The 14,867-nt window shown below is 44.8% G+C and carries 12 protein-coding genes; 9 read left to right on the top strand and 3 right to left on the bottom strand.

The window, feature by feature from the left end; translation table 11 throughout:
* Positions 1 to 148 precede the first annotated feature (148 nt).
* A complete protein-coding gene (locus CBX98_RS06950; RefSeq protein WP_109168830.1) occupies positions 149 to 487 on the top strand; it encodes a 50S ribosome-binding protein YggL in 339 nt (112 codons plus the stop codon).
* A gap of 631 nt (positions 488 to 1,118) precedes the next feature.
* Here the strand turns inward: CBX98_RS06950 and CBX98_RS06945 are convergent.
* Positions 1,119 to 1,985 carry an AraC family transcriptional regulator gene (locus tag CBX98_RS06945; protein ID WP_109168829.1) on the bottom strand — a complete coding sequence of 289 codons (867 nt, stop codon included), beginning with the start codon at positions 1,983 to 1,985 and terminating at the stop codon, positions 1,119 to 1,121.
* Positions 1,986 to 2,152: 167 nt separating this feature from the next.
* Between CBX98_RS06945 and CBX98_RS06940 the strand changes: the two genes are divergently transcribed.
* The 4 genes from CBX98_RS06940 to CBX98_RS06920 all read left to right on the top strand — a co-directional run bounded on the left by CBX98_RS06940 (position 2,153) and on the right by CBX98_RS06920 (position 5,533).
* The gene (locus CBX98_RS06940) at positions 2,153 to 2,398 is read left to right on the top strand and encodes a hypothetical protein (protein ID WP_109168828.1); all 246 of its coding nucleotides are present in this window, start codon (positions 2,153 to 2,155) and stop codon (positions 2,396 to 2,398) included.
* Positions 2,399 to 2,927: 529 nt separating this feature from the next.
* Complete coding sequence (locus CBX98_RS06935; RefSeq protein ID WP_005393588.1) at positions 2,928 to 3,836, top strand: LysR family transcriptional regulator; 909 nt, start codon at positions 2,928 to 2,930, stop codon at positions 3,834 to 3,836.
* A gap of 300 nt (positions 3,837 to 4,136) precedes the next feature.
* Positions 4,137 to 5,042, top strand: coding sequence for a 30S ribosomal protein S6--L-glutamate ligase (rimK, locus tag CBX98_RS06925; protein ID WP_005393586.1), 906 nt, complete (start codon positions 4,137 to 4,139; stop codon positions 5,040 to 5,042).
* Positions 5,043 to 5,104: 62 nt separating this feature from the next.
* Positions 5,105 to 5,533 (top strand): RimK/LysX family protein, encoded by a 429-nt coding sequence (locus CBX98_RS06920; protein ID WP_005393584.1) that lies wholly within the window; start codon positions 5,105 to 5,107, stop codon positions 5,531 to 5,533.
* 66 nt (positions 5,534 to 5,599) lie between these two features.
* Here the strand turns inward: CBX98_RS06920 and CBX98_RS06915 are convergent, their stop codons facing one another.
* A complete protein-coding gene (locus tag CBX98_RS06915) occupies positions 5,600 to 6,325 on the bottom strand; it encodes an MBL fold metallo-hydrolase (protein ID WP_046873896.1) in 726 nt (241 codons plus the stop codon).
* 323 nt (positions 6,326 to 6,648) lie between these two features.
* On the opposite strand from CBX98_RS06915, the gene speA reads away from it, so the two are divergent.
* The 4 genes from speA (at position 6,649) to CBX98_RS06895 (ending at position 13,575) form a co-directional block, all read left to right on the top strand.
* Positions 6,649 to 8,559, top strand: a complete 1,911-nt coding sequence (speA, locus tag CBX98_RS06910) for an arginine decarboxylase (RefSeq protein WP_161444533.1) — start codon at positions 6,649 to 6,651, stop codon at positions 8,557 to 8,559.
* Position 8,560: 1 nt separating this feature from the next.
* Positions 8,561 to 9,481, top strand: a complete 921-nt coding sequence (speB, locus tag CBX98_RS06905) for an agmatinase (RefSeq protein WP_005393578.1) — start codon at positions 8,561 to 8,563, stop codon at positions 9,479 to 9,481.
* Positions 9,482 to 9,892: 411 nt separating this feature from the next.
* Complete coding sequence (emrD, locus tag CBX98_RS06900) at positions 9,893 to 11,098, top strand: multidrug efflux MFS transporter EmrD (RefSeq protein WP_005393574.1); 1,206 nt, start codon at positions 9,893 to 9,895, stop codon at positions 11,096 to 11,098.
* Between the two features lie 311 nt (positions 11,099 to 11,409).
* Entirely contained in the window at positions 11,410 to 13,575 is a 2,166-nt protein-coding gene (locus tag CBX98_RS06895) for a S9 family peptidase (RefSeq protein ID WP_109168825.1), read from the top strand.
* Between the two features lie 215 nt (positions 13,576 to 13,790).
* On the opposite strand, the gene CBX98_RS06890 is transcribed toward CBX98_RS06895, so the two are convergent.
* Positions 13,791 to 14,786, bottom strand: coding sequence for a porin (locus CBX98_RS06890; RefSeq protein ID WP_006741232.1), 996 nt, complete (start codon positions 14,784 to 14,786; stop codon positions 13,791 to 13,793).
* Positions 14,787 to 14,867: the final 81 nt, after the last annotated feature.

The following is a 14,867-nucleotide window of genomic DNA, read 5'->3' as shown; positions in this document are numbered from 1 at the left end:
TGCTGCAAACTCAGCAGCGTTACCAATTGAGCAATTAAGTTTTGGTCACATAATCACCAACTGTATCGCTTCATTCTGATTTTACTTGGGCTAAAGTGTGATAGAAGGTATAAGGTGTACGAATTCAAATCATCTACGAGAGATAATCATGAAATTAGACAAGATCGATAACAAGAGCCGTCGTATCCGTAAAAAGCTGTTCTTAGGTGAGTTCGCAATCCTAGGTTTCGAGATCAGCTGTGAAACAGACATCAACGACTTCGACCGTTACGATGCATTCGTTGATGACTTTATCGACTATATTGATGGTCTTGGCCTTTGCTTCGGCGGCGGTGGTCTAGAACTGTTTGAAGGCTTCCTATGCTCTACTGACCGTTACGGCAGTGCTACTGAAGAGCAAAAAGCACAAATTATCGCATGGTTAGAAGCACGTCCAGAAGTGAAAAGCGCAAAAGCTGGCGACTTGGTTGACGCAAACTACCTGTAAGTAACAGAGTCATACTGACAATAATAAAAAGCTGGTCTCCGGACTGGCTTTTTTACTTTTGGAAGTGTGCGATAGTAAAAGTAGAGTGCTGGGAGGTTGTGCGGAGTGAATGTGATTGTGGCGTTTTTGAGCTGGCAATCAGCGGGAAACGGCGTTCCACTGCCAGCTCGTGCCTTTAGGTATCATTAACTATGATTTTTTAGCTGGTGCGTCTTTCGTGTCTTTCCAGTATTGAATACGCACACGATGTAGCTGAGCTCTTCTAGTCTTTTTCATAGTAAAATCCCTCATCTTATATAAGTAACGCTCCTTATGGAGCTTATTGTCTAAGGTCGAATCCCCTTCAATCTATAAGGGAACCAATTATTTAACCGTGACCAATTTCACAACATAATGATAATTACCGATTTCTTGCAGTCATCTTTGGCTAGTAAACGGCGTATTATCTCTCTGACACGGTTAACTTACTCACCAGATATGACAGAAAAATGGCAATCAAGTTCCCTATATTATCTGTCACTGAATCTTAATAATGATTCCTGAAAAATTTTGCAAGTAAGATATCAATTGCCCATCACTTTCAGCCGAGTAACTCTTTTCGCGTTCGTGATCGCAGTTGTGTGCGACCCAATTAAGGCTGGATTCGCTGCTGATATTGCTGACGGTACTCGCGTGGCGTAAGCCCTTTATACGTTTTGAAGTGACGATTAAACAGGGCTTGGTTTCGATACCCTACTCTCTCAAACACAATTCCAATCGGCAAAGGCGTTGATTGCAGCAAATCTGCGGCATGATTGATCCGCAATTTCATTAGGCGTTGGCTAAACGGCTCTTTAAAGTGCTTTTGAAACAATCTTGTGACCGCACTTTCACTCAGCGATAAGTAGTTCGCCAAGTCTGCGAGCGTCACCTTAGTTGCAAAGTGCTGTTCGAGATACGCGTTGACACTTGCCACTCGTTCTCTTTCCTGTAATTCGTGTTCACTCATCGATAAGTAAGAGTGAGTCATCAGTGTTTTCGCCCCTTCATCGTGAGCAATCAAAGACAAAACATGGAGAAATCTCGAGAGTTGCTCCATTGCAGGAAACGTCATGAGCTCATGCAGAAGATCCACAACGTGCTGAGCTGTCCGCTCAGAAAACATCACACCTTTGTTGGCCGCTTTTAAAAGCGGATCAAGCTTTCTAAGCTCTGCGCAATAGAACATCAAATTGGCAATCCACTCACGCTTAAACCAAATCACATGAGTCTCGCACTTGCTTTCGACCAATGTGGAGTGAATAGAGTGAGGCACACCAGGCGCGATCAATAGCATTTGGTTGTGAGTCACTTCTAATTCGTGATGACCAATATGCAAACTACCAGTGAAGTGGCGATGGATGACTAATTCAAACACATCATCGTGAAAATGGAGATCGTACTCTTTTTCTGGCTCATCAATGCGACGATAGCGCCAAGAAAAACCTGGTCTTTGTGGTACTTTTTCGATGTGTGCCATTGGCTACTCCACAAAATAGTATTGTTTCACGCTCAAATAATATCAGTATTGCCAGCTTAATCTTCATCACGCCGAAATAGTATTGATATTAAGCGGCATACTATCAACTTTGTGTCGTCACGCTCCTTATTGTTGCCTTGAAAGACAAGATAACTAAGGAGGCTTTCATGAGTCACTTCACTGTCAAGCTACGCCAAGCCCTGCACAAAACACGTGATGAATGGGCAACATTCGCCATCAAAGAAATGGAAATTCCACCTGACACTATCGCCAAATTTTATGGCTACAAATCGAGTTGTGATCTTGAGCAAATTCTTAAACAGGATGAAAACGACGCCAGTTCGGACATTTGCTCGACACCTTGTGCGAAATCTCTTACAAGCAATGTAAGCAAAACGACCATCATTGACTAAGACAAAATCGAAAAATTAACATAAGCCATTGAAAATTATCAGTTATATCATTTCAAACAATATTCGCTGCCAAAGTTTTTTTACCTAGCTAATTGAGAGTAATCAGCAAAACATCAATACTGATTGTGTCGACAGGATGTTGGCGGGAACAGGAAAAAAACCTAATGGACTAGGTATCTTCAGGATGAAGATTTGGTAGCTTAGGATGAGTTATCAGCAAGGATGTAGTTAAGCTCTAGGATAGAGTTCGCCCGTCAGGATGATAGGCAAGAATGGACACCGCTAGGAAGGCGATGAACAAGGAACTCGGTTAAAGGACTTAACCACAATCAAGGATAGATGCAGGGAGCACCTATAGTAGCCGGATTGCTGCGAAAAAGAATAAGCCCCGTCTGGGAAACCAGGCGGGGTTTTATTTTGTCTGCTATTTATTATTCGCGAGGCACCCGATTCTCTTGCGTCGATTTATTTCGTGCCGTGCTATCATTTTCTCTACGTCTTTCAGCAAGCTCACAGCAAATCTCACATTATGCTTAATCCTGTTTGGTTACATACATTTAAGACATTGATTGAAGTCGGTCATTTCACACAAACGGCAGAAAAACTTTTTATGACCCAACCTGGTGTCAGCCAACACATCAAAAAGTTAGAGCAAAGTTGTCAGCATGCGCTGATCAAACGTGAAAACAAAAGCTTCGAATTAACAGAGCAAGGTCGGATTGTTTACGCCTACGCGCTGGAGTTAGAAGAAAGAGAGAAAGCGTTGCTCGAAGAACTCAGTTTTGATGATGCATTTTCAGGTCACTGTAAACTGGCCTGTTCTGGCGCAATGGCATTGATGCTGTATGGCCCTCTTTTAGAAAAGCAAAAACAGCACCCAGGCTTATCGCTGCATTTAGAAGCCGCACCCAATCACTCGATTCTCAATGCAATAACGGAAGGAAGCATTGATATTGGTATCGTAACTGATGTTCCTCACAAAGGTTTATTTCACAGTGAAAGAATTGGTAAGGAGCAGTTGTGCTTAGTCCTACCTAATCAATACCGCGAAAAGCAGATAACACCACAACTCTTGCACGACTGTGGTGTCATTGCCCATCCTGATGCCAAGCACTACATGACGCTGTTTTTTGACCAATGCGCGGAACAAGATCTCCAAGAAATTAAGATGAGCGATTTACCATTATCCGGCTACGTGAATCAATTAAGCCAAATTTTACTACCTGTGAGTAAAGGACTCGGCTTCACCGTGCTGCCTCAAAGTGCTGTCGACAACTTCCCACAAAAAGATACCTTGCACATCGCACAACTGAAAAACACCGTGTGTGAAGAGTTATTTTTAGTTCGCAAACGAAGTCGTGTTCTGCCACTGCGCTATCAAACAATTAAAGATGTGTTATTGGACGTCATCACAAACTCAAAACAAACTACAGAATAGCCTAGCGTTTTAAACTCGTCGTAATCCGTTTGCTTAAAAAAGTCCATAGACAACTTCCGGCTTACGACGCGAGAATGTCCGATGATTCAACAAATTACTTTTGTCGTAACGACGAGTTTTTTTCGTTTTCTTCTCGCAAGAAAAAAAACTAAGGTGCGCACCTCTAACGAAGTGGTTGTCCAACCACACATCTAAATCGTTGAAGTCAGTAGGTAATATCACCTAAATATCACATACCTGCTGCATTCTATACTCTATACTTATATTTTTAATTTGGTACTGACTTACTAAGGAATTGCCATGCGTATTGCTATTCTCTCTCGTAATGAGAATTTATATTCAACCATGCGCCTAAAACAGGCAGGTGAAGAGCGTGGACATCAAGTAGACGTCATCGATACTCTGCACTGTTATATGGACATTACGAGCAACAACCCTAAGATCCGCTATAAGGGTGAAGAATTGCCACAATACGACGCTGTGATTCCTCGCATCGGTGCATCCATCACATTCTACGGTACCGCGGTTGTACGTCAGTTTGAAATGATGGGCACATTTTGTGTCAACGAATCGGTCGCAATCAGTCGTTCTCGTGACAAATTACGCTCGTTGCAACTGTTATCGCGTAAAGGCATCGGCTTGCCGCGCACTGGCTTTGCTCACCACCCTGATAACATTCAGGACGTGATCAAAAATGTTGGTGGCGCACCTCTAGTCATTAAATTGCTAGAAGGAACTCAAGGCATCGGTGTTGTGCTTGCTGAAACCAACAAAGCAGCAGAAAGCGTGATCGAAGCATTCATGGGGTTGAAAGCAAATATCATGGTGCAAGAGTTCATCGAAGAAGCTAAAGGCGCAGACATACGTTGCTTTGTTGTCGGTAATAAAGTGATTGCAGCGATGAAGCGCCAAGCGAAAGAAGGCGAGTTCCGCTCTAACTTACATCGCGGCGGCTCTGCACAGTTAGTGCGACTAAGCAAAGAAGAACGCGCTACTGCGATTAACGCGGCAAAAGTCATGGGGTTAAACCTATGCGGTGTAGATATCCTTCAATCTAAAAACGGCCCAGTGGTAATGGAAGTGAATTCTTCACCAGGTCTTGAAGGTATCGAGCTCGCTACAGAAAAAGACGTTGCTGGTATGATTTTCGACTTTATCGAGAAAAACGCAAAACCACACGCAAACCGTACTCGTGGTAAAGGTTGATAATTGTTTGAGTGAGAGCCTGCTTAGTAGGCTCTCGTATTACTCATCGCTAGGATGACACTATGAATCAGAAAATGATCATTGGGAACGCCGAAGCTATTTGCTTACCTGAGTTAGGGATTACTCACCTTGAAGCGCGCATTGATACGGGCGCACAAACCTCTTCATTGCATGTAGATAACATTGATTGCTTTGAAAAAGATGGTCAGTCTTACGTTGCATTCGATCTACACCCGGATGTTTATCATTTAGAACAAGTGGTTCGCTGCACAGCGAAGCTAAAGGCAAACCGTAAAGTTAAATCTTCAAACGGTACCTTTGAGCATCGCTGCGTTATCACCACCATGCTGCGCATGGGTGACAAACAATGGCCAATCGACATTACGTTGACCAACCGTGAAAAAATGACTTACATGATGCTGTTAGGTCGTCAGGGCATGGCAGACAAAGTGCTGGTAGACCCTAGCCAATCTCACTTATTGGCATCTTAACCCCGTAGCTTCAGATGAGTGATCGAACGTTTTTGTTGAGCATCACTCGTCTGGCTTTATCTTCGTCTACTTCCTACTAAATAGCGCAAACAACAATCCCTTCGCTTTGACCTTTGTAACTCGCCAATGGGTCATCGGCTTAGTTGGCGCAGTATGCAGAATGTGCTGATACGCTTTCTCATCAAAAGTCACCTCTCCCCCATGCGCCAAAAGCAAACATTGCGGATTCATCTCAAACACACGCTTTAATGATTGGCGATATTGGTTTGGATGAAATATGGGAAACGGCGCAATAAGATGTTTCTTAACCTGCACCATCAAATCCGCCACATACAATACATCTTGTTCAGAATGATAAACCGACAAATCTCTATCGGTATGTCCCTGCGTTTCTAGCACCTGCCAATCATCAAACCCCGGAATACACTCACCATCGATGAGTTCTATATCGGGCTTTAACTTGCGCGAATACCACAGGTTTTGCTTTGGTTTACGCATCCGGTTCGCCATCCAGCGCGCTAACATCAAATCGGTCAAATGCATTAGCCAACCATCTACACCGCTATACCATTGGCTCTCTCGCTTTGCGGCCAATAGCTTACATCCAGTTAAATCACGCAGTTTGTGCGCGCCACCAGCGTGGTCTGGATGCATGTGAGTTACAACGACCAACTTTAGGTCAGAAAAAGGACGATGGAGTTGATGTTCAATAAAATCTTTAAGGTGAGGAATGTCTGCTCGACTTGCACCATCAAGCAACATTAATTTATCGGGATATTCGGCGAGATACATGGTCTGAATGTATCCCTGAATTCTGTGCAGCTGCAAAATATGTCCTTATTTGAGTGAGATTTTTCATGACCGCTTCCATGCTGGTCAGACCAACTATAACAGCTGAATGGACGCACTGGTAAACAAATGTTCACATCAGCGCACGACAAGAAATCATAATCGAGATGATAGATTTTAATCATTAGACTCAGCGGCACTTTTATCCGTTAATGCGCGCACACGGAGTTCGTGTCAGGGTATGAGGTTAATGCCTCATGATTTGCTTTTTTGTACTTTTCCTTCTAATTAATTAAGGACTTAAGTACATTTTTGTGAGAATCGAGTTGGAAAAAGCAACTAAATTAGACCGCATCCGCGCGGACTACAACGTTCACTACTGGAGCCAAGGTTTCTACGGTATTGATGACCAAGGCGAGGTTTACGTATCACCTCGTAGTGATCGTGCACATCAAATCCCTTTCAGTGCCATTGTAAATGAGCTAGAAGCGAAGCAGTTAAATCTGCCTGTATTAGTGCGCTTCCCGCAAATCGTGCACCAACGTGTGCATGGAATTTGCCACGCTTTCAACCAAGCAATTGAAGAATACCAATATCCAAACAAATACCTGTTGGTGTACCCAATTAAAGTAAACCAACAACGTGAAGTGGTGGATGAAATTCTAGCGAGCCAAGCTCAACTAGAAACCAAACAGCTTGGTCTTGAAGCGGGTAGCAAGCCAGAATTGTTGGCAGTACTTGCATTGGCTCAACAAGGCAGCTCCGTGATCGTGTGTAACGGCTACAAAGACCGTGAGTATGTGCGTCTTGCACTGATCGGTGAAAAGCTGGGCCACAAGGTATTCATCGTACTAGAGAAGCTTTCTGAGCTGGATCTGGTGCTAGAAGAAGCGAAAAGCTTGGGCGTAAAACCGCGCCTTGGTTTACGCATTCGCCTCGCCTCTCAAGGTGCGGGGAAATGGCAAGCAAGTGGCGGTGAAAAATCGAAATTTGGTTTGTCTGCATCGCAAGTGCTTAGTGTTATTGAACGTCTGAAACGCGAAGGCAGCCTAGATGCGATGCAACTGGTTCATTTCCACCTTGGCTCACAGATGGCAAACATCCGTGATGTACGTAATGGTGTGAATGAGTCTGCACGTTTCTACTGCGAACTGCGCGCACTGGGTGCAAACATCGAATACTTCGATGTGGGCGGCGGTTTGGCAGTCGACTACGACGGCACACGCAGCCAATCATCGAACTCGATGAACTACGGCCTTGCAGAGTACGCACGTAATATCGTCAACACAGTGGGCGACGTGTGTCAGCAATACGAACAACCGATGCCAGTGATCATATCTGAATCCGGTCGTTCACTGACAGCGCACCACGCTGTGTTGATTTCTAACGTAATTGGTACAGAAACATACCAACCGGAAGAAGTGCATGAACTTGGCGCAGATGCTCCACTTTTACTACAAAACATGTGGCGAAACTGGGAAAACTTACAAGATGGTACAGACGCTCGTGCGTTAATTGAGATCTACAACGATACCCAAAGTGATTTGGCAGAGGTACACTCTCAATTCGCAACTGGCGTGCTTAACTTGGAGCAACGTGCGTGGGCAGAACAACTGTCACTGCGCATTTACTTCGAACTAAGCCGCAAGATGAGCACTAAAAATCGCTTCCACCGTCCGATTCTGGACGAGTTGAGCGAACGTCTTGCAGATAAGTTCTTCGTGAACTTCTCTCTCTTCCAATCTCTACCAGATGCTTGGGGTATTGATCAGGTGTTCCCTGTTCTACCACTTTCTGGCCTTGGCGATGCGGAAGAGCGTCGTGCCGTAATGTTGGACATCACCTGTGACTCTGATGGCGCGATCGATCACTACGTTGATGGTCAAGGCATCGAGAGCACGCTACCTGTACCAGCTTGGAGCAAAGACAAACCATACCTAATGGGCTTTTTCCTAGTAGGCGCATACCAAGAAATCCTTGGTGACATGCACAACCTATTTGGTGACACCCACAGTGCAGTAGTCAATGTTGATGAACACGGTCAATTTGAGATCAGTTACATCAATGAAGGTGATAGTGTAGAAGACATGATGCGCTACGTTCATATCGACGTGGATGCGATTCGTGACAATTACAAACAATTGGTTTCCCAACGAGTTGAAGCCAATGAACAAGCACAAATCCTAGCAGAACTAGAACAAGGTCTAGCGGGATACACCTATTTAGAGGACTTCTGATATGAATGATTTGTTTACTAAAACCGATTATTCGCTTTACTCCAACTCTATGTCGTTTTTACGTCTACCGTACATTCGTAATCCGGTATCGGCAGACGCAGACGTTGTGGTGCTAGGGGTTCCTCTGGACATGGCTACATCTGGTCGTCCAGGCGCACGCATGGGGCCAGATGCGATTCGCCGTGCCTCAGTCAACTTGGCATGGGAAGGTAAGAAGTTCCCGTGGGACTTCAACGTATTGGATAAGCTGAAAGTGATCGACGCGGGTGACCTCGTGTTCGATTGCGGTGATGCGGAAGATTTCACTTACCGTCTAGAGGCAGCAACCAGTGAAATTCTAAAAAGCGGTAAAACCATGTTGGGATTGGGCGGTGACCACTTCATCACACTGCCTATCCTGCGTGCCTACGCGAAGCATCATGGTCAAATGGCTCTGATTCACTTTGATGCTCATACGGATACCTACGCAAATGGCAGTTCATACGACCACGGTACAATGTTCTACCATGCGCCGAAAGAAGGCTTGATCTCTGCGAAGAACTCCGTACAAATCGGTATTCGTACTGAATACAAACAGCAGGATCACGGCTTTAATGTGATTAATGCGATGCAGGCGAATGACATGTCGGTGAACGAGATCTTAGAAGAGATTCGTCGTACCGTCGCAGATAAGCCAGTGTATGTTACTTTTGACATCGACTGCTTGGACCCAGCCTTCGCACCAGGAACAGGTACACCCGTTTGTGGTGGCTTGAACTCAGACAAAGCACTGAAGATCATTCGTGGCTTAGCCGGTATGAATATTGTGGGTATGGATGTTGTAGAAGTATCGCCTCCGTACGACCACAGTGATGTTACCGCATTAGCAGGAGCAACCATCGCGCTAGAAATGCTTTACGCATACGCATCTGGCCGCGAATAAACATAATCATTTCTAAGGGAGCTTCGGCTCCCTTTTTGTTCATGGTGCCTTCTCCAGTCTTTTCTTCGTTCGAACCATGTCTTGCTCTGGCTAACCAAAGCAATTCTTCTCCCCTCGATTTTAACCATAAAAACCAATGACCTATAAGTGAGTTTACATTCACAACAAATAAGAGATTTAACGTAATTCAACAAAGAAAAGCAGCCTATTTCCGAATGCAAATCAAGATTAGTTTTTCTAATGCATATTATAGATTTTTATCTTGCTCAACTTCACACTTTTCGATTGCTAATTGTACACGCAAAGACTAATATCTCGCGCAAATAGCCCCGTAACACCAAAAGTCTGTTGGCACTCTGCATTAGAGCGCTAAGGGTTTTTACGTCTTAAATTTTTTGGAGAGATACGCAAATGTCTGCTTCGTTTCCATTAGCGAAACTTACCTTTTTAATCGCAATATTGACTGCCGTGGGTCAAATGACCCAAACAATGTACGTGCCTTCAATCGGTCATATGGCGGGTGAGTTTTTGGTGTCTGCGTCATCACTTCAAGCTGTGATGGCTTGTTACCTAATTCCATATGGCTTATCGCAATTCGTGTACGGTACGTTATCGGACCGCTTAGGTCGCAAGCCAATCATCATAGCAGGCCTACTTATCTACATCGTAGGTACATTGGTGGCGCTCTTTGCACACCAATTTGAATGGTTCTTGATTGGTAGTTTCATCCAAGGTTTAGGTATTGGCTGCGGTGGTGCGATGTCACGTACTCTGACTCGCGACTGCTTTGAAGGTTCTGAGCTACACAGAGCAAATAGCTTAATCAGCATGTGTGTGATTTTCTCACCATTGTTGGCTCCCGTACTTGGCGGCTACTTAACCGAAGCGTTTGGCTGGCGCTCTAGCTACCTATTCTTAGCGTTGTTTGGCATTGCAGTGGTGATTACCATGATGACCAGCATGATGGAGACGCTACCAAAAGAGAAACGCAAGTTCGAACCAGTAGCCAAAAGCTACAAACACGTTTTGTCTGACCGCCGCTTCCAAGGCTTTTTGATCTGCCTAGTTGCGACGTTTGCTGGCGTAGGTGTGTTCGAGGCAGCAGCTGGGGTATTGCTAGGTGGTGTATTGGCATTACCAGCGACCACAGTAAGTTTGCTGTTTATCTTGCCGATCCCGGGTTACTTGGTGGGTGCGGGCTTATCTAGCTACATCGCGCAGCGCCGCTCTGAGCGTCGTGCTTTAAATGTGGGTTTGGTATCGATTTTTGTTGGCTCTGCTATTGTGCTCATCCCTGGCTTGTTTGGTTTAACCACGGCGTTAACGCTGGTTGGCGGCGCAACCGTGTACTTTTTGGGTGCGGGTATCCTATTCCCAGCCGCAACAACCGGAGCAATTGCGCCATTCCCATATCATGCAGGAACAGCAGGCGCGACATTGGGTGGCATGCAAAACTTGGGAGCAGGTATTGCGACCTTGCTTGCATCACTATTTCCAGCGCACAACCAGATGCCACTAGGTGTTTTGATGATGGCAATGTCGGTAATTGCAATGCTTGGGCTCATGTGGGTAAATCGAGCGCACAACCACTCAAACGAAGTGCCGCAAGTCATCTGATCATTATCGACTAACGTTCAAAATCCAAAAGGGACACACTAAACTAGTGTGTCCCTTTTTTCATATCACACTATATCGATTTACCGATGAGAATGATTTAACTTTCGAATTGATATTTGTTAAAAATAACAGCTGCTTACACAATGTGTTTTCAGCTCCCTTCAAATTGAGTAGCCAACTCGGAAATATTGAGAATTCTCACTTTTTCGGCACACCCCATAACAAAGAATGGACAACTGAAAACCACTAACGAAATGAAAGCCCAGCCCTCAGGATGAGGCCACTTGGGTGTACAATAAGGATAAAAACAGATGCGTTTCACTTTAACTACGTTGGCCGTCTCGGTCGCGCTTGTCGCCGGATGCAGCAATCAAGGAACTCCCAGCATGAATCAATACTCCCAATCACAGATCGTTGCTCAACAAACTCAAGCTCCGGTTGCGAAAAAAGTCCCTCACGCGATGACTATTCATGGTGATACTCGCGTTGATAACTACTACTGGATGCGTGACGACGAACGTAAAGATCCGGAAATTTTGCAGCACCTAGAGCAAGAAAATCAGTATGCGGAAACCGTTCTCAAGCACACTGAAGCTCTTCAAAATGAGCTATTTGAAGAAATTAAAGGTCGTATAGCAAAAGACGACAACTCCGTTCCTGTGCGTAAAGGCAACTACTTCTACTCTAGTGAAGTGACCGGAGATAACGAGTATGAAGTTCATCTTCGAGCGAAAGATTTTGCAGGCAAAGACAAGCAAGTCATTTTAGATGTCAATGAACTTGCAAAAGAACATGAGTTCTTCAGTATTGGCGGCTTGTACCTCAGTCCGAATGAAAACTTACTGGCGTATGGCGAAGATACATTAAGCCGCCGCGTTTACACTCTTAAGATCAAAGACCTGACAACAGGCAATTACCTGCAAGATGAAATCGAAGGCGCCTCAAGCGCGATTGCATGGCAGAACGATAACAACGCCTTTTACTACATCAAAAAAGATCCACAGACCTTGCTGGGCTACCAAGTGTATCGTCATATTTTAGGTACGCCACAAAGCAGCGATGAGTTGATTTTTGAAGAAACCGACAGCGCCTATTACACCTCTCTAAGCAAAAGCAAAGATGGCGAAGATATTTATATCTGGCATTCCAGTACAGAAACCAGCGGCGTCTCCATCCTCGATGCGAACAACCCTAAAGCAAAGGCGAAGCCTTTTTATCCTCGTGAAAATGGCATTGAATACAGCATTTCTAAGCTAGGCGATTGGTATTACATTTATACCAACTATCAAGCCGTGAACTTCCGTTTGATGAAAGTTAAGCAAGAAGAGATGCACGATCGCTCTAAGTGGCAAGACGTGATTGCCGCAGACGACAACACTCAACTTGTCGACTTCGAGCTATTCGATGATCACCTCGTCTATGAGCAGCGCTCTAACGGCCTAGCAAGCGTCACTGTACGTCAGCTCTCTACAGGAAAAGAATTCCCCCTCACATTTAATGACGATGCGTTTGCAGCCTATTTGACAGGTAACCTAGAGCTGGATAACGAGAAAGTTCGTATTTATTACAGCAGTTTAACCACTCCAGGAACCTACTACGATTTCGATCTAAAAACGGGCGAGTCAGAAATCATGAAGCAAACACCTGTACTTGGTGATTTTAATCCTGACAATTACCAATCAGAACGCATTATGATCACAGCCCGTGACGGTAAAGAAGTACCCGTTTCTTTGGTGTATCGTAAAGACTTATTTAAGAAGGATGGTACGAATCCACTCTACCAATATGGTTATGGATCTTATGGCGCAACCATTGAGCCAACTTTCCGCTCGACACGTTTGAGTCTATTAGACCGCGGCTTTGTTTACGCCATCGCTCATATCCGTGGATCTGAAATGCTTGGCCGTCCTTGGTATGAGGATGGTAAAAAACTCACCAAGCAAAACACATTCAACGACTTTATTGATGTAACTAAAGGTTTGGTTGAACAAGGCTACGGCGCGAAAGATAAAGTCTTCGCTGTTGGTGGCTCTGCAGGTGGTCTCTTAATGGGGGCAGTCATCAACCAAGCACCAGAACTGTATCGCGGTATCGGCGCTCATGTTCCGTTTGTGGACGTGGTAACCACTATGCTCGATGAATCAATTCCATTGACCACCAATGAATATGATGAATGGGGTAACCCAAATAACAAAACATACTATGACTATATGTTGAGTTACTCGCCTTACGACAACATCAAGGCACAAAACTACCCGAACATGTTGGTAACGACTGGCTTGCACGACTCTCAAGTGCAGTACTTTGAACCAATGAAGTGGGTCGCCAAACTTCGTGAAATGAAGACTGACGATAACGTCTTGTTGTTCAAAACCGATATGGAAGCCGGACACGGCGGCGCATCTGGTCGATTTAAGCGCTTGAAAGAAGATGCGTTAGAGTACGCGTTCTTCCTCGATTTACTCGATAAAAAATAAGCGTATTAATAGAACTGCATCTCTAACAACAAAAATGCCCGCAACTTGCGGGCATTTTTTATAGACGCGCTCTCTAAACAGAGAGTTGGGGTACCTAAGCACATCATTACCAGTGTCTCTTATAGCCAACGGAAAGCAGAAAGAAAAACGCCTACTCACAACGAGTAGGCGTTAACACAATAAATGTGTTTAGGCAGTAGAAACTGGCCTATTTATTAGAAGTAGTAACGAGCACCTAGAGTCCAGTAGTCGTTCTCTTCGCTAGTGTAATCGTTACCTAGGTCAAACTGGTAAGCAGCAAACGTTACGAAAGCAGGAGTTACAGCGTACTCTGCTTGTAGCGCAGTTTCGCTTGAAACTGTCTTGTTGTCTTCTTCGTCTTCTACGCCTTCGTAGTTAACGCTGAATGTCCAATCGTTCACGCCGTATGCCAAAAGAGCTTCAATTTGAGAAGTCTCTTTACGCATCTCGTAGAAGTAATCGTTCATACCGTATACTACTGCTGCGTATAGACCTGAACCGTACTGACCGTAGTTTACAGAGAATAGGTGTGATTCAGCGTTCTTAGTACCTAGAGTCGCGTTTTTAACATCACCGCCGCTGTATACGTAGCCTAGGCCAAAGCCAGCTACAGAACCGCTCAGTGCAACTTGACCACGTTGCTCGTATGTTGTTGCATCTGAAGTTTGCTCACCTTGCCAACCTAGACCTAGGTTGAAAGCAAAGCCTTCACCAAATTCAAAACCTTTACGGTAGCTAAGCATTTTATCAGCACGAGCTGAGCCTAGGTTGCCGTGGTTGTCGTACAAAAAGTCGTTCGCAAACGCGATTGGTAGATCCGCAACACCAGCGACATCGTAGTAAGGTGACCATTGAGTACCTGCAACAAGGCGACCGTACTGCTCGTGAGTTGCACCGATGTAACCTAGACGAGTTTTGAATGACTGTTCACCACCATTTAGGTAGTTAAGCGCCCATTCGCCTTTAGCGTCGATAGTGATACCGTTGCCAATGTCTTTCTTACCCGCGACGTTAATACGTGGAGACACTTGATGAACTTTCACATCTTCCTCGTAGTACTCACCCACGCCAACTGAAACGTGACCGCCGATCGATAAAGATGTACCATCGCTGTTATAAACTTCTGCTGCGAAGGCCTGTGAACCACATGCTAGTGCCGCCACTGCAACGGCTAGAGTTTTCATTTTCATTGTTAACATCCGTATAGTTGTTTGTACCGGTTCGCTTAGAGACAGATTAAATCCGAATCAATCGCAACGAACACATAACAA

Origin of the sequence: Vibrio sp. T9 (assembly GCF_003123985.1) — a bacterium.
Classification (GTDB): Bacteria; Pseudomonadota; Gammaproteobacteria; order Enterobacterales; family Vibrionaceae; genus Vibrio; species Vibrio diabolicus.
The sequence above is the reverse complement of the archived record's forward strand: the minus strand, read 5'-3'. Positions and strand labels throughout refer to the sequence as shown.